Below are 17,128 nucleotides of genomic sequence, written 5' to 3'. Positions count from 1 at the left end.
TCAGTGGACCGTTGTCGTGTCGGTCTCGACGGCGCTATTTGCGGTGACGAATACGTCGCCCCTGATCAGCCCGAGAGCACACACCAGATGCGGCGGCGGATTGCATTCTTCTTCGAGAATTGCGCTTACGCATTCAAGGCCGGGTACCGTAGCGCTTGGAACCGAAAACGAAGCAATGAACGCAATGTTGTTGACCTTGCAAATATTGATGATTTGCTGCATTAGAGGCGAAATTTGAACCTTGTATATTTGATCTTTCAATTTGCACTCCTATAGGTACGCGGTGCGATTGGGAGGTAAAAAGGCGTTACTCGCTAGACTTCGATTTCGGGCAAGGACATTAGCCGAAGTGCTTCGCGTGCAACTTGTCGAGCCGGTCGACCTGCTTGTCGGTCAGGCTCGTTACATGGCCAGCGCTTCGGATTGAGTCGAGCTGGTGCACGAATCCCTGTTCCCATTCGGTCAGGTCATTTGTGCCGAGCAGGCCGGCGAGGCGCTCGATCATGGTGGCTGTGCTGACGTGTTTCATGCATTCACCTCCATCGCAGTGAGGATGTGCTGCACGATCGCGTTGCAGATACGAGGAAAATCATCCTCGTAGTAGAGCTTCGCAGCCTTGTCCGTCGCGGCGTGCGGAATGCCTAGGGTTGCCAGACCATCGGCAGTCAGGGAAATGGGCGCCAGCCTCTCATTGATCTGGCCTAGGCGCAGCGTCGGTGCGCTGTTGGGCGGCCGCTTGGAGACGATCGGTAGTACACCCTGAACGACCCTAGCGGTATTGGTAGCTGCCTGAGCGAGTGGCGCGGCTTCGGTTTGCGCTGCTGCCCGGACTGCTGCCTCTGCTGCCTCGCGCGCGCGGTGGTCCTCGGCCAGCTTGTGCTGCTCGATGCGAGTTGTCACGATCAGCTTGAAGTCGTCGGCCGGCTTCTGGATGATCTGCTGCAGATCCCGGAATAGGAAACCGTGCGCCTCGTCGTGCGGGCGATACCAGTCGAGCTTGACGCGCAGGTCGCGCGCAGCGGTATCCGCTGCGATCTTGCCGGCGGCCAGCGCAGTGTCGAGTGCGTCGTACAAGGTGGCGACCGTGCGCTTATTCTTCGCTGCAGCGGCGAAGTCGGGCATGGCTACCTCAAGGCGCACAATCTTCAGCTCGGCATCGAGCGCCGCAACGTGCTCTGTGAATTTCTGCCGACGGTCGACCAGCGCGTTATCCTTGATCTCGGTCTTTCGCTTTGCGACAAGCCTGTCGAGCTCTAATCGAACATTGCGGGCTTCGGCGCTGATCTCATCGATCGTGCTGAATAACGCGTCGATCGTTTGCGTCTGGCTCAGTGCGTGTTGCTTCGCGGCAGCGAGGCGCGTTTCGACTTCCTCACACCACGTGACGGTCTTTGCGGCGTCGGCGAAATCCTGATCCGTTTTCAGCTCGCGATTGATGCCGCTAAACACGGCGAGAGCGCACCTCTTGAAGTCAGCCAGATTGCTCGTGACGACTTCGCCAGTCAGTTCGATGCGCAGCGCGGGCAGTGTCTCGGGCGTGCGCCCGATCGGTTTCACCTCGATCGGTTGAGGCACGTACTCAGCAAGGTCTTTCGCGAACTGATCCCAGCCGGCGCGCAGCCGATCAAACCACGCTGCATCGGGGAGCACTTCTATCCAGACGAAGCGCTCGCGAGTGCCGTTCGAACAGGCGAATATCAGCCGCTCGGCGCCGGTGACCATCAGAACCTGCTGCGCTTGCGGCATGTGTTCCTCAGGCAGTACGCCGTCAGTGATCGATGCAGCAAGGGCATCGTTCCACTGCTTATGCTCGAACGCAGTTACTTCGTCCATCGTCAGGCCGTCGCACGACGCGGACAGAACGCCGAGCGAGTAAGTCATCGGATAGAGGTCATCGCCGATGTCGTCCTCGACGAGCGGACGTGCGAGTGCTTCGACTTCGTGCCCATAGTCGAGGATGTGTGCCTGCACCCAGTCGCTGAACTCTTTCGGATTGCCGGTGTGCTTCGCGTGCAGCAACTCGGTGCGCTTTACTTTCGACGAGAGCCCCAGCATTGCGGCCGCTTCGCTCGCGCCAAAGCGCGTCAGGCGGAACGCCATCCATTCGTCACTTCCCTGGACGAGGTTGTGCATTACGCGTTCAGTCATTTTCGTGGCTCCATGCGTCGATCTGCATTTTTTGTTCGTCGGTGAGCTTCGTGCGCGTCTCGATCATCGCGATCAGGTCGGCGGCCGGCTTTTTCTTGTCGATAATCTGTTTGCGCCAGCCCGGAGACTTCTGCTTGAACTCATCGTCACTGCATGTAGCGGCCGCCGGGCGGTTGCCGGTACCCGCGCCGTTCGAGCGGTTATCGTCGCCGGATTGCTCGGCCTTGTTGTCGACAACGGATTTCCACGTCGCCTCGCCGTCGCGGATTGCGCCATAGATGCCGCGCAAATCAACCAGTTGGGCCGGGGAGCAGGTGCCGAGGTCGTGACCAAGGTATTCGGCGAGGGCCGACGGTTGGACTCCGATTTCCGCGAATGCGTCGGCGATACGCTTACGCTCCGCGTCCGGATCTTCGGCGGCTTTGTTTTCGCGAACCTTGCGAATGAGCGCTTCAGCCTCGTCCTGAATGTCGCCAGGTACTACGCGCAGCGCCAGCGTACGGGTTGCCTTCGAGATAAGCGCAGCGCGCTTATTCAACAGATCGTCGTCCTGGGCCGGAACCGTATAGACCGGCTTGTTGTACGAGTTGTAGCGCATCGCGATATACGAACCATCGTCGCTAGGCTTCGAGCGTTCGACAGTCTTGCTCACGCGAATGTCGAGGTCGTACGTCAGGTTCGATTCGAGGTCGGTCAACGAGACGTTGATGACTTCCTTTAACTCGTCCTCGTAAGTTGTCGCTGTCTCGACCAGAATGTTCTTCATGCACCGCAGTGCGACTTCTGCGAACCGGATGCCAAGCCCTTCGACGCCCTTACCAATAGGCTTTCGATACAGCGCGGACTTGTTGTTCGCGAATGACGGGCGTTCGCATTCGCGCAGGACGTCGATACGCACCTGATCCCAGTTGCGCGGCTGGCGCATCGCCACGATGTAACGGGCCTCGACAGAGGCTTTGGCCTTTGCGGCAAGCGCTGTCGCGGCGCTCTCAAGTTGCAGCGCGTTCGTCTGCGTGCCGCTGAAATCTTCGCGCGTGGTCAGTGCGTTGTTCATGCCCGCTCCTTGTCGGCCGCCGGCTTCTTCTCGATGCACACGTACGGGAAGCGCTCCTTGTGCGGCTTGATGTGCTTGTAGAAGTGAGAGCCGATCGACTCGGCGCCCTTAAGCGCGGCGAAATTCGCGGGCGTCACGCCGGAGTAGTGATAGAGCGACGTCGGGCCGCCCGTCGTGCGGTCCTTGAAGCGGACGGCGAGCGTCTGGCTGGCAGGGTCATAGCCGATGCTGTGGATCTGCGACGACTTCACGGCGTGGGTTGCGATGGCGTGGGGCGATTTCATGCGGCACCTTCAAGGTAAGTGGGAGAGGATTCGGAGTCGTGCGCGTTGGCGTTATGCGCCAGCCACGCGGCGGCGATGATTGCGCCGGTGAGCCAGACCAGCCACGGATGCCGGTCGGCCAGCCGGCCGATATCGAAGCGCGAGCGCTTGCGCGCCGGGCGCTGAGTGCGCGTGACGGCGCGGTGGAACCAGACGCCAAACGCGGTTATCAGCAGCAGCCAGGCAGTGAGGAAAAGGGCGAGGCTCATGCGCCACCGCCTACACGCAGCGCGACGACGAGCCAGAGGAACGCGCCGACGGCGATGCCAAACGCGAACATGGTCCCGACGGCGCGGACGCGGCGCCGCGCGCGCGGACAGGCGCCGAGCAGCGCGTTGTCGCCGGGGGCACGGCCGAGAAGGCGGGCGCTCATGCAGCACCTCGCGCAATGAGGTCGCATGCGATCGCGCGCATCAGGTGTTCTGTGAGCGCGCCATGCGGCGCCGGCAGCGCGCGGAGTGTGAGCAAGTCCGTTGCGAGAACTGACATTACTGCACCCCCGCGATAACGAAGGTGCGATGCGTCGCCGCCAGATCCTCGTGCACGTCGTCGCGCTCGATCATCTGCACGGCCTTTTCGGCCTGCTCGAAGCACTCGCGCGCCAGCAGTTCGAAGAACCGGCCGGCGATCAACGTGCGCAGCGCGGAACCGCTTTCGAGGAACGCGGCACATACGACCTCACCATCGGCCATGTCGAAAGACTGTATCGCGGCGATTACGTCGATCGGTTGCGGGTTCGCGATCTTGGCGTCGAACTTTTCCTGAGCGATCCGGGCGACCAGCTCGGCGCGCGCCAGCATGTCGTCTGTCTCGCGTGTCGAGTCTTCGAGTTCGACGTCGTCGAAGTAGTCACCGAAGGCGGTGACATGCGCCAGTGGCGCAGGGGGCGGAAGGTGGAGCATCGTTTCCTCCATCGTTGGGTTCGATGGAGGAATAATACGAACGCGTATTGATCGTGTCAATACGAGAATGAATAATCACCGGAGTAAAGCTCCCTTCCGCAATTTAAGGAGAAGCTGCAGCAGTACGTAGTCGAGGTCAGACTCGTCGGCATCCCAGCGCCCCACAAGTTCGACTGTACGATTGCCGAGACCGTCATCCCACAGGAAGAGGCTACCTGGGCACGTGACGTCTGATTGATGCTGCTGTACAGGGGAGGCGCAGGGCGGAAGCGACGGATCCGCAGATGGACCAGTGGTAAGACTAGGCTGCGAGGGTGCGCGCGGAGCGATCCGCCCGACTTGCCGTCGACGCTCGGAATACGGCTCAAACGGAATCACGTTTACGGCGACAGGGGTGCAAGCGGGTTGACCACTTCCTTCGTCGTGTCGAATATCGTAGTCAGTGTTCTGCCGCTGATTCGGCTCAAAGGGAATGACGCTCACGCCAGCACCGGGGCGACTGTTTGCCGTCTAAGGGCGGTCTGCCTGGACTTGCCGAGAGTTTGAACTCGCACCCACATCGTCTCCTTTCATTTCCGGGGGGGCGTGAGCTTTTTTTGTTGCCCGCTTTCAACCATAGATTCGTTTTGGTCTCTGAATCTTCAATGTGAATCTGACTTTCGTTACTTAAGCTAGGCTTAAGCGCGGATTGCGGTTGATGCGTTGTAGCTATCTCAAATTAATTTGTTGGTTTGCGAGCTATTGGTGCGAGAGTTTTGCCTTGGCGCGAGCTCACGCACGGCGTTCGGCCAGTGTTTCAACGTCTTCATATCAAAGCACTAAATCGAAATTGAGATAAAAAAAGCGCCCCGATTGGGGCGCTTCGATTGAAAAGTAGCGTGTCAGTCTATTTATGCGTTCCAGACTTCCGATGAGAGCGACGGGAGAACGAGATTTCCTCAGCCGCCACATCTTCGCCGAGCGAGATTTTGCGCGAAGGTTGCGGCGGATGTCCCGCCTCGGATTCTCGAGCGGGCATCAATATTTCGATCGCGCGCACGACCCGCGTTATTTCATCTTCCGATCGACCCGCAAATAGCGCGGTCAGGCGTCTCACGTACTTGCCGACCATAGCGTCCTTTTCCGCTTTGGGACTAGCGTCGGCTTTGGGTGCGGATTCCGCCGCACCGCCGTCCATCAGTGAAAGTACGTCCACTCTCAGGGCGTCGGCCAGCTTCTTCAGAGTTGAGAGCTCAGGTTCCGATACGTTTTTCAGCGTTCGATTTATGGTCGGCTGTGGCACGCCCGACAGACGTGACAGTTCCCCTTGCGAGCGTATGCCTCGCAGTTTCATTGCCTGGTCCAGACGGTCACCTATAGTCATTTCAAAAATATACATCGGCGTATAGGCGGTAATCAAAGATCAATACGTGAATGGTTGACCATCAATACAAGCGCGTATATATTTCGTGGCATGAACACAGCCACCGAACTCCTCACGCAGATACGCGCTGCGACGAAGATGACGCAGAAGGCATTGGCGAAGCGCCTGCGTGTCTCGCAGCCCACGGTAAATCGCATCCTCAAGGGACAGCCTGACTGCAAAGGGGCCACTCTGACTGCGATCGTGGCGTTACATGCCGAAGTCGCAACTCAGCGCGCCCCCGGTTCGCGGCCAGTCCCGACCGCCGCACCGGAGGTCGCGTGATATGCCAAACGACCACGCATATCTGGCGGGCGACGATCCGCGTGCCGATGACGACGCCGCGCTGTTCGCCCGCTCGGGCACGTCGCATCCGCTGGGCAAGCTGACCTACCTGGCAAAGACCGTCATTCCAGAATCAGTCGGCGACGTGCTGGCGGAACGCGCACGCGCCGCCGGAATGGGCGTCACCGAACTGCACCGCGAAATCCTTTGCCGGTGGGCGTACGGCGACGAGATCGACAGGTTACTCAACGAGCGGCGCCGTGTCGCGACGATGAATAGGTCCGATTCAGGACCGGAAAGGGGCGGGCAATCATGAACGCCTGGGTCGATAAATGTCACTTCGGCGACTGCCGCGACACCATGCGCGCAATGATCGCCGACGGCGTGAAGGTGCAGACGATCGTCACGAGCCCGCCGTATTGGGGATTGCGTTCCTATCTGCCCGACGGGCATCCGATGAAGGGTAGCGAGATCGGCAGTGAGCCGACGCTGCGCGAATTCATCGACACGCTCGTCGATGTGTTCGAACTTTGCCGCGAACTGCTGGCCGATGACGGTACGGCGTGGGTGAATATGGGCGACTCTTACGCCGGCTCTTGGGGTCCACAGGGGCGAGCGTACAGCGGCGTTGCAGTATCACAATTGAGCGCGCGGCAAGTGGCAGCGAGTCAACGCAAGCGCAGCGGCACAGGGACGACTCACGATGCCGGCATCAAGCCCAAAGACATGATGGGCCAGCCGTGGCGTCTCGCGTTCGCGTTGCAGGACGCGGGCTGGTATCTGCGGCAAGACATCATCTGGCACAAGCCGAATCCAATGCCGGAGTCGATCAAGGATCGCTGCACGAAGGCGCACGAGTATCTGTTCTTGCTGACGAAGAACGAGCGCTACTTCTACGACCAGGCTGCAATTCGAACGCCCGTCAGTGCAGAAACCAAACTCAAATCGTTCGAAACGATGGACTTCAAGGCACGCGATCGCTATCAGGCTCCGGCCGGATGGGCCATCGGCGAGAAAGATCACAGTGCGATCGCACATAACCGCGGGGCTCGAAAATCACGCGACAACTTCAAGCGCGTTGATTCGAAACGCGGTGTCGCGCATCCCGGCCAGACGATGGGAACGCATCGTCCCGATCGCAACGACAGCGAATACGACCTGGCGACGGCGAATCGCCGCAGCGTTTGGACGATCGCGACAGAGGCATACTCGGGCGCGCATTTCGCGACCTTCCCCGAGGCGCTTGTCGAGCCATGCGTGCTCGCCGGCAGCCGGCCGGCCGATGTCGTGTTCGATCCGTTTTTCGGCAGCGGCACGACCGGCGCCGTTGCGCAGCGGCTCGGCCGTCGGTTCATCGGCTGCGAGCTCAATCCCGCCTACGGTGCGTTGCAGCGCGAACGTATGCGGCAGCCCGGCTTTGTGCTGGAGGTCGAATGAAAATCCCTAGATGCCGAGGAACCCTCGAATCACATGAAGGGCTGCCGGACCTGCGGAATCGAGAGCGTTTTCCACAAGCTTCGCGGTCAATGCTTTCAAGGCCTCGGACGGCAAGCTCCGCAGCGCTTCGCGCCAGCGCGACCTTTCTTGGGGAGACATTTCTGAAGTGTCGACGTGCCGCTCCAACAGTCGTCGAATCGTATCGTCATCGAGACGGACTGTGCCCGCGTGGAGTATCGCGGAAAGTCCGCCGTCTCCAGCGAGCAGGTCGAGACCCCTGGAAGTTATCTTTGTCGCGCCAGCGAAGGTGCGTGTATGGGTCGGCGAATCCTGAAACGATGCTTGCACGCCTTCCAATAGTCCGTGGCCAGAAAGGTAGCGGCGGTTGATTAGAAAAACTTCTTCTCCAACCTGCTCTTGCAGGTTCTTCAGTTCTCGATCCGGATCTGGTGCACTTGGATAAGCGCTGTCGTGGATTCGAAGTATTTCGAGTTGGAGATCCCGATTGAATTTTTTCGTAGCAGACATGCAACCTTCATTTTTGGTTTTGGCCGTTGAGTGTATCCGACCTTCTGGTGATGACTCAGCGCGGACGCCGCGGCGCGGCAATGGAAGTGAGCAGAGTGTATATGAGTGATGTGGCCCAACCGCTGACACCGGCGGATTGTGATCTTCGAAGTTTCCAGTTTATGCCGCTCGACGTCGGGCGGCTGCGCGACAGTGATCTGGCTGCTCTCGAAACGCCTGACGCCTGCTGGTCGGCCGTATTGCTCTGGTGCGCGTCGTGGCACCAAGTGCCGGCCGCATCCATACCCGACGACGACCGTGTGCTCGCTCAGCTCGCGGGCTTCGGTCGCGTCGTCAATGAATGGAAGAAGGTGAAGGAGGGCGCACTTCGCGGCTGGATCAAGTGCGCTGATGGACGGCTCTATCACCCTGTCGTCGCGGAGAAGGCGCGCGATGCATGGGCTGCAAAGCACGCTCAACGCTATAAGACCGAGTGCGCGCGCATCAAGAAGCACAACCAGCGACACGGGACACATATACCTTTTCCCACCCTCGAAGCGTTCCTGTCCCCCGACTATGTTGATCCTGTCCCTAGGGACATAGAACAGCAGTCTCCTGGGACAACGGGTAGTAGTCCCCAACAAGTCCCTCGGGAAACAGCATCCAAGGGACAGGGAGAGGGACAGGGAGAAGTTAACACCAAGGGTACTAACGACGACGGTGGAGACTTGATACGTGGTGGCGCTGTGGATAACTCGGGGTCGTCGACGCCGCTGAGTGCGAACGAGATTGCCGAAACCTTGGCCCGATGGGAGCGTGAGCGGGGTAAGAAGCCGAAATTCGACGCCTCACAGCCGCAAATCGCCGTGTGGGCGATGCGCCACGTGAACGCGCAACAACTGCGTCACGCCTACGACCATGCAGTGAAGCAGCGCGACAACGATAACGACCGCGAGGCGGTCAACGCGGGCTTCCTCGACTCGTTCGTCGCCAAGGTGCTCACGCCACCGAAGCCGAAACCCGTCCCGCTGCAGGGGATGACCGACCCCGAGCTTTGCGCAGAGGCGAAGCGCCTGGGCTTTGAACTTCCGGCAGGCCTCGACCGGGTGTCGTGCATCGCGCGGATCGAGCAGAAGCGGACCGAACAACGGGGAGGGACGACGGCATGAAGGTCAACGACGAAAAGTTCTGGCAGGTGATCGGTCCGGCCTTTGTCGGGGCGAAGAAGCGGACGTATGCCGCCGCAGCCACGGAAGCCGAAGGGCTCGCGCAGTCGAATCCCGGCGAGACCTACACCGTGCTGGGCGCAGAAACCGCTTTCTGTGCCGCTGAGATGCAGCGCGTCGAGTACATCGACCCGATCGATCTGATCCGAACCCGTTCCGAGGACAAACCATGAATGAACCGAAGATCAAAGCGCTTCCGCTGAACGGCAACGCCGGCAGCAACGCGGAAATCGCAGCGCATCTGCGCGAACAGGCCGATCAGATCGACGCGGGAGACTTCGGCGAAGTGCGCAACGTGTTCACGATCATCGAGCCGATGCAAGGCGCACTCGTCAGGCAGACATGCGGGAAACCCTGTGATCTTGCGCGAGCCATCGGCGTGATGACGGCAGCCATCATTCGCGACGTCGTGTGAAGCCATGACAAACCCGGGATCGAAGGATTGGGCGCGCAAGCTCGTCGCGGAGTTCGAAGCCGGACGCCCGCCGAAGCCGACGAACGTCTACCGCGTGGCGTATGAGGCGCTTGGGCGTGGGTTTCCCGAGGGAGCGCAGCCCGGCGTACCGGTGCAGTCGCCGCTGCCTCTCACGCCAAGCAAACCCTCTGCGCCGGTACCGGTGCCGAAGCGCGAACCTGAACCGTGGTGGGGCGATAACGAGCCAGCAGCGGATAGCAATTGATAACGAATTTTAACGATTGGAGTGGTGATTATGCAAAGGAATAGCTGCGGCTTATCCACCGAATCGTGGCACCGTGCGATTGTGATGACGAAGATCGCCGTCGCTCAACTACACGTCGATCTGCAACTCTCGCCGCAATCTCGCAAATGCGCTCATGATCGACCCGACGATGGTTTCGATGGTTTCGATCGCGGCACGTCGCTCGATGCTTTCACCGACGGTGTTGGGATAGAGAGTTTCCGCTGGGGTCACCGCGATGTCTTTTACAGAGTTCTCAAAGACGCGCTGGAGATCGTGCATTTGTGCACGCATTGCAGATATGGCTGCAATAGCTTGTGCAGATCCAAGCTCGTGCAGCGGAATACCGGACAGCGCTTCGGCAGCGATCCCAGCTCTTCGCTGACTCGTTTCGAAAATCATCAAGAGAGCGTTGATGCGGGGCGTGTTCACAAATGTCTCAATAGCCCGCGCTTCCACCAACGCCACTTCGGCAATCGCAAAATATGCGCGCTTTCGATCGGCCTTGTCGCGCTCGGCTTTGGCTTCCGCGACACGCATTTGCTTTTCTCCGATCCAGTAGGCCCCGAGAATTGCGCCAATCGACCCGATCGCCTGCATCCAACTGGCCATCAGACTGGCGTCATAGGTTTTTGTGCCCGCGGACGTCGCGCCAAAGGCCGAGATCAGCACCACTGCGACGACTCCCGAAAGAACGTAGAGAACAGTTCGCCAATTTCTCATTTTTCCAACCTCAGTATTTTTTGGGACAAATCCTAGCATGGCCGACATGCGTAAAGACTTTGGTGACGCGCGTGACCATGAGCCTGTCGGGACAATCAATTGCAAGAAGCGATCAACTGCGCCGAGCGCGATCGAAGAGCTTTTCGCGCTGCACGTGCGCGCAGACAAGCTCCCGGCGCCGGCGCGCGAGTATCGGTTCGACCCGGCGCGCCGCTGGCGCTTCGATTTCTGCTGGCCCGAGCAGCGCGTCGCGATCGAGGTTGAGGGCGGCATTCATTCCGGCGGCCGCCATACGCGCGGCGCCGGGTTCGAAGCGGACGCGCGCAAATATCTGGCCGCGACACTCGCAGGCTGGTGCGTGGTGCGCGTGACAGGAAAGATGGTGCGGGACGGTTCGGCAATCGCAGCAGCGCGCGAGCTGCTGGCGCGGCATCGGTGAGGATTTACGGGAGTGAGCAACATGGAAGCGGTTTTTGAGGATGTGGTGCACGCGCTGCGCTACGCGTATTCGTTCAGCTCGCAGCAGTACGGCAAGTCGCTGATGGCACGCATGTACGGACCGCCGGGGTCTGGTCGCGGGCTCAGTGGCATCGACGGCGCCGGGCAGGCTGGCTTCGTGCTCGCCGAGGTCGAGAAGCTGCCGCTCGTCCAGCAGGCCGTGCTGTTCGTCCGGTATTCTCTGCCGGACTTTCCGTGCTCGTGCGGCGCCGAGTGCTGCTCTGGCCACCGGCCTAACAGAGCTTGGCAGTCGGTAATCAATTGGCTTGCCGAGAACCACTGTGCGGCGCTGCTGCCGGGATGCGTGCGCAACGTGCGATTGCATCGCGAGCTGGTGCGCAACGCGCTGACGCGGCAGAAATCGGAGTACCGGGCGCTGGGCAGTCAGTTCGGAGTCCACGCGCAGACCGTCGCGAAACATGCGGCCGCAATCGAAACCGCGCTGGTCGGATCGCCGCGCCAGCCTGGCGAAATGGACAAGGCACTTGTGCGTGCCGATGGGCTGCTGCGCGACGCAGGGATTGTCGGCGAAATGCAAATAGCTTGACCTTTCGTATTCCTGCTACGAAAATAGCCGTTATTGCAGCGCCACAGTTGCGCCTGAAGCCCGCCAAGTGCGGGCTTTGTCGTTTCTGGCGCTCTCATTTCCACGTCCTTGCCCGCGCCTGGTTTCGCCAGCGCGGGCTTTTTTTTGCGAGCGAGCATGCAAGGCGTTCCGCGTCGCGCGCTCGGCCCGCGCAGCATCAAATTCAGGAGAAGGAAAGTTATGGGCTGTCCCTGCAAGAAGCGGCTTCCACCGCCACCACCGAAGCGCTGATGATGATCAATCCATGTGGCCGCGACGATAGCCGCATTGGGCGCGCGCTCGCGTTCCTGACCGAAGGAACGGACTGCCGGTGCTGCATCGGCGCGCGGATCGTTTTCGGCCTCGTGCTGGGCTTTGCCATCGGGACGGCGATCGGCAAATTCGCGCTTTGAGGTGTTGCAATGAATGACCAGTGGATTCGATTCGTCGATGAATATCTGGTCGATTTGAATGGTGGTGCCGCGTACGTGCGCGCGGGCTACAAGGAAAAGGGCGCCCGTCCTAACGCCTGCCGGCTGCTGGCGAAGCCGGAGATTCAGGCGCTGATTGCCGAGCGGAAGAAGGCGCGCGCCGAGCGCCTAGAGATCCAGCAGGACGATGTACTGCGCAAGCTGTGGGGCATCGCGAACGCTGACGCGAACGAGGTCATCCAATACCGGCGCCTGTGCTGCCGCTACTGCTACGGCAGAGGCTTTCGGTATCAGCGCACGGCCAACGAGCGCGAGCGCGATTACGCACAGTGGCTGCTCGAACAGCAGGACGCGGACGATGATGCGCCGCCCGCTGCTTTCGACGAAATGGGCGGCGTCGGCTACCACAAGCTGAAGACGCCGAACGCGGATTGTCCGGAGTGTTTCGGCGAGGGTATTGGCGACGTGTTCGTGCCCGACACGCGGCATCTGTCCAGCGCGGCACGCGCGCTCTATGCCGGCGTGAAGGTCACGAAGGAGGGGCTGGAGGTCAAGACGCACTCCAGCTTCGACGCGGCGGTGAAGGTCGGTCAGCACCTCGGCATGTTCAAGGAAGTGCACGACCACAACCACAAGGGCGCGATCGGCGTGGCCGACATAACGGATTCGATCACACCGGAGATGGCAGAGCGCGTCGCGATCGAGATGCTACGGACGGCGGGCTATGAGTTCGACGACCCAGCCGGCAAGTAACGCGGCCGCGATGCTCGCGTCGGCGCGCGACAGCTTGATCGTTTATTCGCTGCTGACCGATCCGCGGTACCGCGCGAACCGCTTTCACCGGTATATCGCGAAGGTGATCGAGGATGCTGTCGCCGCCGGGCGCGGCCGCATCATGATCTTCGCACCGCCGCAGCACGGCAAGAGCGAAATCGTGTCGCGCAAGGCGCCCGCCTGGATCATGGGCAAGCATCCGGACTGGCCGATCATTGGCGCGAGCTACGGCGACGATTTGGTCGAGCTGAACGGCAGCGCCATGCGCGGATCCGTTCAATCGCTGATGCACCGCGCGATCTTTCCGGACAGCGTACTGGACCCCAGCACGACGGCGAAGGCCAATTTCAGCACGACCGAGGGCGGAAAGTATCTCGGCGTGACGATCCGCGGCGGCGGTACCGGCTTCCCAGCGAAGGTTTTCATCATCGACGACCCGTTCAAGTCGCGGGCTGAAGCCGATTCGGACACGTTTCGCGAGCACGTCAAGAACTGGTATCGCTCAGTGGTGTACACGCGTCTGGCCGAGGATTCGATCCTGATTGTGATGCACACGCGCTGGCACGACGATGATCTGGCGGGCTGGCTGGAGCGTGAGCATCAGCACGAGAACTGGCAAATCATCAGCTTGCCGGCGATCGTAGAAGATGACGACGATCCCCTCGGCCGCAAGGTGGGCGAACCGCTGGTGCCCGAGCGCTTCAGCGCTGAAGCGCTCGACCTTAAGCGGATCACGCTCGGTTCGCGTGAGTGGTCCGCGCTCTATCAGCAGAAGCCGCCGAAGAAGGGGGGCGGCACATTCCTGAAGGACTGGCTGCGGTACTACAACGCCAAGGACGTGATGCAGGCGGCGTGGATGATGAATCGCTATCTGCTGATCGACCCGGCCCGCACACAGAAGAAGAACAGCGACTACACGGCGATGCACATCATCGGTCTGCATATGGATTCGAACTATTACCTGCTCGACACCATTTACGACAAATTGACGCTGAAGCAGCGCGCCGACGGCGTGATCGAGCTGCATCGCAAATGGAAGCCCGCCGAGACCGGCTACAAAAAGACCGGTCACGAGCAGGACATCGAATATCTGCTCGAGGCACAGGGCCGCGAGAACTATCGGTTCAAGGTGATCTCGCTTGAGGAAAAGGGCGAGAAGAACTCCCGCATCGAGCGCCTGGCGCCGGACTTCGAGGCCGAGCGCTGGTGGTTTCCGGAAACCATGTGGAAGAGCGGTATTGACGGCCAGCCGCGCGACCTGATCGCGCAATTCGTGAACGACGAATATCTGCCGTTCCCCGCAGGGCGGCACGACGACTTTTTCGACGGTCTGTCCGGTATCAAGGACATGCCGACCAAGTGGCCTAGCGTGGGGCCGAACCGCACACGGAAGAAACAACAGGTGATGATCGTATGAGCGAATCGCTTATCGGGATGAAGGCGTCGCCCATCGAGCAGCCGCCGCCGGGCGCCCGCTTTCAGAAGGCGAAGGAGCAGCAGGCCGAGCGGCCAATCAGCGAACTGGCGGCGCATGTCCGCGACTGCTGGCGCACGAACCACGCACACCGCGAGAGCAGTGGCATCGAGAGGACGATGCTGCGATGCACGCGGCAGCGTAACGGCGAGTATGACGCCGAGGATCTGAACAAGCTGGGCGGCATTGATGTTTTCATCAACATCACCGGCCTGAAGTGTCGCGCGGCCGAAGCGTGGATCAAGGACGTGCTGGTGAACGCCGCGGATATGCCGTGGACGATCCAGGCTACTCCTATCCCCGATCTACCCGACTACATGCTCAATCAGGTTTCGAACCTTGTCATGCGGGAAGTGATCGCGCGCGGCTATCCGAACCCGGTGCTCGACGAGCAGCGAGCGAAGGAACTGAAGGCAACAGCGCTGCGCGAGATGCAGCGGCTCGCCGCCGAGGCCTGTTCGCGGATGACAGACAAGATCAACGACCAGATGACCGAGGCCGGCTGGCGTGCCGTGTTCGAACAATGGCAGTCGGATGTCGTGACGTACCCGGGCGGCGTCATCAAGGGGCCGATCGTCAGGTATCGCCGCACGTTGCAATGGAATGGCAACACGCTGGTGACGAATAACGAACCGATGCTTGTGTGCGAGCGCGTGTCGCCGCTTGATCTGTATCCGTCACCTGAAGCGACGAATCCGCAGGACGCGAACAATCTCGTTGAGCGCATGCGGATGACGAAGGCCAAGCTATTCGAGTGCATCGGCCTGCCCAACTTCAACGAGGACGCGATCCGGATGGTGATCGCGGAATATGAAACTGGCTTCCGCGACTGGCTATCGAGCGACGGCGCTCGAGCACATGACGAGAAGAAGCAGGGCACGCTCTGGCATACGAGCGAAACCATCGACGTGCTGGACTTCTGGGGACGCGTGCAAGGCAGCTTGTTGCAGGAATGGGGCATAAAGGTCGACGACTCCGAGGCGCAGTACGAGTGCAACGTGTGGCTCGTGGGCGACTACGCCATTCGCGCGCTGCTGAATCCCGATCCGCTCGGACGTCGTCCGTATCACGTGACGAGCTTCAACAAGCTGCCTGGGCAGTTCTGGGGCGAAGGCGTCGCGCAGTTCATTCGCGACATTCAACGCTCCGCGAACGCCGCGGTGCGATCGCTGCTGAAGAACATGGCTCACGCCGGCGGCCCGATGGTCGAGATCGACATCGACCGGCTCGACGAATCGGAGGACAAGCCCGAGGAAATCTCGCCGTGGAAGGTGTACTACACGAAGCCCGGCAATGCGGGAAGCGGCCCGGCCGTTCGCTACGTCGTGGCCCCGTCGATCGCGGCCGAGTTGATGAACATCTTCGATCGGTTTTCACAGATGGCCGACGACTTCAGCGGCATCCCGGCGTACACGTATGGCAATGCCCAGGCGGGCGGCGCCGGCCAGACGATGGGCGGCCTGTCGTTGCTCTACGGCGGCGCTCTGAAGGGTATCAAGAACGTCATCATGAACATGGACCGTGACGGCATCGAGCCGATCATCAGCCAGTACTGGACGTTCAACATGCTGTTCGATCCGGACCCGAGCATCAAGGCGGACTCGAAGGTTGTCGCGAAGGGTGCCGAGGGCATCCTGCAGCGCGAGCAGTCGCAGGCGCGCAGTATCGAGACGCTGCAGGCAGTCACGCCGTATGTTGAAGGGGGACTGGTGCCTAAGCAGGCCGCGCAGGACATGCTCAAGCAGTGGCTCAGCGAGCAAGGCTACGACGTGACGCAGTGGTTCCCTGACAACCAGGTCGATCAGGAGATCGCCACGGCATTCGGCGGCGGCGCGGCACCCGGTGGCGCACCCCAGCCGTCGATGCAACCCGGCACGCCACCACCGGCGCTCGACGGGCGTCAGGCTGCGGTACAGCATGTGATGCAAAACAGCCAAATCCCGAGCCCCTAACAGGGCTCTTTTTACATGAGGGCTACATGAGACTCGACGGATACGACGTGGACCCGGGCGACCCGGTCTATGACCTCTTTTTCGGCGATGGCCGCGTCACGAGCATCACGGCTGATGGTCGCGCTGTCGTGGCGTTCGGACCGCGCGTCTTTACCTACGACGAGCGCGGCGTCGGTCAGCACGGGCGCCGCTCGCTTTACTGGCACAACCCGATTTTGCTGGTGCCGATGAAAAGCGAGGATTCGTGGTCGTTGCAGCGGCGCCTGAATACGGCGATCGCTGGCGAACTGCGACCGGGACAGGTGATCTGACATGGCACTTACTACGAACGTAGGACGCAGCAATGCTCGCGCCGGCGGAGACGCGGAGCGCGCCGGGCTGATCTTCGGGCCCGAAAGCACGAGCAATCTGTCGCATGTCGTGCAGGTCGAAAACGATCCGATCGTCGTGCGCGCGTACAACCTGACCGACGGCGACGAGGTGCTGGTCGAGATGGTCGACGGCGAAGGGGCGGGGCGTATGTTCGCGCCGTTCTGTCCGTTCGACGGTCAATCGGCGCTGACTGCGCGGCGCAACGTGCTGCCGATCGGCATTCCCGGTCGCTACCGGTTCGTGTTGCAGCGCACGGACGGGGAGCCGCCCGCGCTCGGTATGGTCGTCGTGCGCACGCATCGCGTCGCGATGTCGCACGAGTGGCTGACTGCCTACATGCAGTGCACCAAGGGGTAA

26 protein-coding genes are annotated in these 17,128 nt (G+C 60.8%); 15 read left to right on the top strand and 11 right to left on the bottom strand.

Annotated features, from left to right (window positions below):
- The 9 genes from ACZ9H4_RS08850 to ACZ9H4_RS08810 form a co-directional block, all read right to left on the bottom strand.
- A complete protein-coding gene (locus tag ACZ9H4_RS08850; RefSeq protein WP_476118814.1) occupies nt 1–261 on the bottom strand; it encodes a hypothetical protein in 261 nt (86 codons plus the stop codon).
- Between the two features lie 79 nt (nt 262–340).
- Entirely contained in the window at nt 341–529 is a 189-nt protein-coding gene (locus ACZ9H4_RS08845; RefSeq protein ID WP_476118813.1) for a hypothetical protein, read from the bottom strand.
- Nucleotides 526–2,100, bottom strand: coding sequence for a YqaJ viral recombinase family protein (locus tag ACZ9H4_RS08840; RefSeq protein WP_476118812.1), 1,575 nt, complete (start codon nt 2,098–2,100; stop codon nt 526–528). Before ACZ9H4_RS08840 ends, ACZ9H4_RS08845 begins: the two co-directional genes overlap by 4 nt.
- 40 nt (nt 2,101–2,140) lie before the next feature.
- A complete protein-coding gene (locus ACZ9H4_RS08835) occupies nt 2,141–3,202 on the bottom strand; it encodes a hypothetical protein (protein ID WP_476118810.1) in 1,062 nt (353 codons plus the stop codon).
- Nucleotides 3,199–3,486, bottom strand: coding sequence for a KTSC domain-containing protein (locus ACZ9H4_RS08830; protein WP_476118809.1), 288 nt, complete (start codon nt 3,484–3,486; stop codon nt 3,199–3,201). The genes ACZ9H4_RS08835 and ACZ9H4_RS08830 overlap by 4 nt, the downstream gene beginning before the upstream one ends.
- Nucleotides 3,483–3,734: a hypothetical protein gene (locus ACZ9H4_RS08825; protein WP_476118808.1), complete on the bottom strand. Its 252-nt coding sequence runs from the start codon at nt 3,732–3,734 to the stop codon at nt 3,483–3,485. The genes ACZ9H4_RS08830 and ACZ9H4_RS08825 overlap by 4 nt, the downstream gene beginning before the upstream one ends.
- On the bottom strand, nt 3,731–3,898 hold the full coding sequence (locus ACZ9H4_RS08820) for a hypothetical protein (RefSeq protein WP_476118806.1): 168 nt from the start codon (nt 3,896–3,898) through the stop codon (nt 3,731–3,733). Before ACZ9H4_RS08820 ends, ACZ9H4_RS08825 begins: the two co-directional genes overlap by 4 nt.
- 115 nt (nt 3,899–4,013) lie before the next feature.
- Nucleotides 4,014–4,427 (bottom strand): hypothetical protein, encoded by a 414-nt coding sequence (locus ACZ9H4_RS08815; RefSeq protein WP_476118804.1) that lies wholly within the window; start codon nt 4,425–4,427, stop codon nt 4,014–4,016.
- 886 nt (nt 4,428–5,313) lie between these two features.
- Nucleotides 5,314–5,826: a helix-turn-helix domain-containing protein gene (locus ACZ9H4_RS08810; protein WP_476118803.1), complete on the bottom strand. Its 513-nt coding sequence runs from the start codon at nt 5,824–5,826 to the stop codon at nt 5,314–5,316.
- A 54-nt stretch (nt 5,827–5,880) separates the two neighbouring features.
- Between ACZ9H4_RS08810 and ACZ9H4_RS08805 the strand changes: the two genes are divergently transcribed.
- Genes ACZ9H4_RS08805 through ACZ9H4_RS08795 form a run of 3 tightly spaced genes read left to right on the top strand, consistent with a single transcriptional unit; the run spans nt 5,881 to nt 7,551 of the window.
- Nucleotides 5,881–6,114 carry a helix-turn-helix domain-containing protein gene (locus tag ACZ9H4_RS08805; protein ID WP_476118802.1) on the top strand — a complete coding sequence of 78 codons (234 nt, stop codon included), beginning with the start codon at nt 5,881–5,883 and terminating at the stop codon, nt 6,112–6,114.
- A 1-nt stretch (nt 6,115) separates the two neighbouring features.
- A complete protein-coding gene (locus ACZ9H4_RS08800; RefSeq protein ID WP_476118801.1) occupies nt 6,116–6,430 on the top strand; it encodes a hypothetical protein in 315 nt (104 codons plus the stop codon).
- Entirely contained in the window at nt 6,427–7,551 is a 1,125-nt protein-coding gene (locus tag ACZ9H4_RS08795) for a DNA-methyltransferase (RefSeq protein WP_476118800.1), read from the top strand. Before ACZ9H4_RS08800 ends, ACZ9H4_RS08795 begins: the two co-directional genes overlap by 4 nt.
- 6 nt (nt 7,552–7,557) lie before the next feature.
- Here the strand turns inward: ACZ9H4_RS08795 and ACZ9H4_RS08790 are convergent, their stop codons facing one another.
- Entirely contained in the window at nt 7,558–8,079 is a 522-nt protein-coding gene (locus ACZ9H4_RS08790; RefSeq protein ID WP_476118799.1) for a hypothetical protein, read from the bottom strand.
- Between the two features lie 101 nt (nt 8,080–8,180).
- Between ACZ9H4_RS08790 and ACZ9H4_RS08785 the strand changes: the two genes are divergently transcribed.
- Genes ACZ9H4_RS08785 through ACZ9H4_RS08770 form a run of 4 tightly spaced genes read left to right on the top strand, consistent with a single transcriptional unit; the run spans nt 8,181 to nt 9,964 of the window.
- The gene (locus ACZ9H4_RS08785) at nt 8,181–9,227 is read left to right on the top strand and encodes a DUF1376 domain-containing protein (RefSeq protein WP_476118798.1); all 1,047 of its coding nucleotides are present in this window, start codon (nt 8,181–8,183) and stop codon (nt 9,225–9,227) included.
- Complete coding sequence (locus tag ACZ9H4_RS08780) at nt 9,224–9,457, top strand: hypothetical protein (protein ID WP_476118797.1); 234 nt, start codon at nt 9,224–9,226, stop codon at nt 9,455–9,457. The genes ACZ9H4_RS08785 and ACZ9H4_RS08780 overlap by 4 nt, the downstream gene beginning before the upstream one ends.
- The gene (locus tag ACZ9H4_RS08775) at nt 9,454–9,699 is read left to right on the top strand and encodes a hypothetical protein (RefSeq protein WP_476118796.1); all 246 of its coding nucleotides are present in this window, start codon (nt 9,454–9,456) and stop codon (nt 9,697–9,699) included. The genes ACZ9H4_RS08780 and ACZ9H4_RS08775 overlap by 4 nt, the downstream gene beginning before the upstream one ends.
- Nucleotides 9,700–9,703: 4 nt before the next feature.
- Nucleotides 9,704–9,964, top strand: coding sequence for a hypothetical protein (locus ACZ9H4_RS08770; RefSeq protein ID WP_476118795.1), 261 nt, complete (start codon nt 9,704–9,706; stop codon nt 9,962–9,964).
- A 108-nt stretch (nt 9,965–10,072) separates the two neighbouring features.
- Here ACZ9H4_RS08770 and ACZ9H4_RS08765 read toward each other — a convergent pair whose 3' ends face one another.
- Nucleotides 10,073–10,657: a hypothetical protein gene (locus ACZ9H4_RS08765; RefSeq protein ID WP_476118794.1), complete on the bottom strand. Its 585-nt coding sequence runs from the start codon at nt 10,655–10,657 to the stop codon at nt 10,073–10,075.
- A 94-nt stretch (nt 10,658–10,751) separates the two neighbouring features.
- Between ACZ9H4_RS08765 and ACZ9H4_RS08760 the strand changes: the two genes are divergently transcribed.
- The 8 genes from ACZ9H4_RS08760 to ACZ9H4_RS08725 are packed head-to-tail and all read left to right on the top strand — an operon-like array spanning nt 10,752 to nt 17,128.
- Nucleotides 10,752–11,144 (top strand): hypothetical protein, encoded by a 393-nt coding sequence (locus tag ACZ9H4_RS08760; protein ID WP_476118793.1) that lies wholly within the window; start codon nt 10,752–10,754, stop codon nt 11,142–11,144.
- 12 nt (nt 11,145–11,156) lie between these two features.
- Entirely contained in the window at nt 11,157–11,750 is a 594-nt protein-coding gene (locus ACZ9H4_RS08755; protein WP_476118792.1) for a hypothetical protein, read from the top strand.
- Nucleotides 11,747–12,181 carry a hypothetical protein gene (locus tag ACZ9H4_RS08750; RefSeq protein WP_476118791.1) on the top strand — a complete coding sequence of 145 codons (435 nt, stop codon included), beginning with the start codon at nt 11,747–11,749 and terminating at the stop codon, nt 12,179–12,181. The genes ACZ9H4_RS08755 and ACZ9H4_RS08750 overlap by 4 nt, the downstream gene beginning before the upstream one ends.
- 9 nt (nt 12,182–12,190) lie before the next feature.
- On the top strand, nt 12,191–12,952 hold the full coding sequence (locus ACZ9H4_RS08745) for a terminase small subunit (protein ID WP_476118790.1): 762 nt from the start codon (nt 12,191–12,193) through the stop codon (nt 12,950–12,952).
- Nucleotides 12,924–14,390, top strand: coding sequence for a terminase large subunit domain-containing protein (locus tag ACZ9H4_RS08740; protein WP_476118789.1), 1,467 nt, complete (start codon nt 12,924–12,926; stop codon nt 14,388–14,390). Before ACZ9H4_RS08745 ends, ACZ9H4_RS08740 begins: the two co-directional genes overlap by 29 nt.
- Nucleotides 14,387–16,399 (top strand): portal protein, encoded by a 2,013-nt coding sequence (locus ACZ9H4_RS08735; RefSeq protein ID WP_476118788.1) that lies wholly within the window; start codon nt 14,387–14,389, stop codon nt 16,397–16,399. Before ACZ9H4_RS08740 ends, ACZ9H4_RS08735 begins: the two co-directional genes overlap by 4 nt.
- Nucleotides 16,400–16,425: 26 nt before the next feature.
- Entirely contained in the window at nt 16,426–16,710 is a 285-nt protein-coding gene (locus ACZ9H4_RS08730) for a hypothetical protein (protein ID WP_476118787.1), read from the top strand.
- 1 nt (nt 16,711) lies between these two features.
- On the top strand, nt 16,712–17,128 hold the full coding sequence (locus tag ACZ9H4_RS08725; RefSeq protein ID WP_476118786.1) for a hypothetical protein: 417 nt from the start codon (nt 16,712–16,714) through the stop codon (nt 17,126–17,128).

This window comes from Paraburkholderia sp. TE9906 (assembly GCF_056279605.1).
Note: the sequence above shows the minus strand (reverse complement) of the source record. Positions and strands in the feature narration are given on the sequence as shown.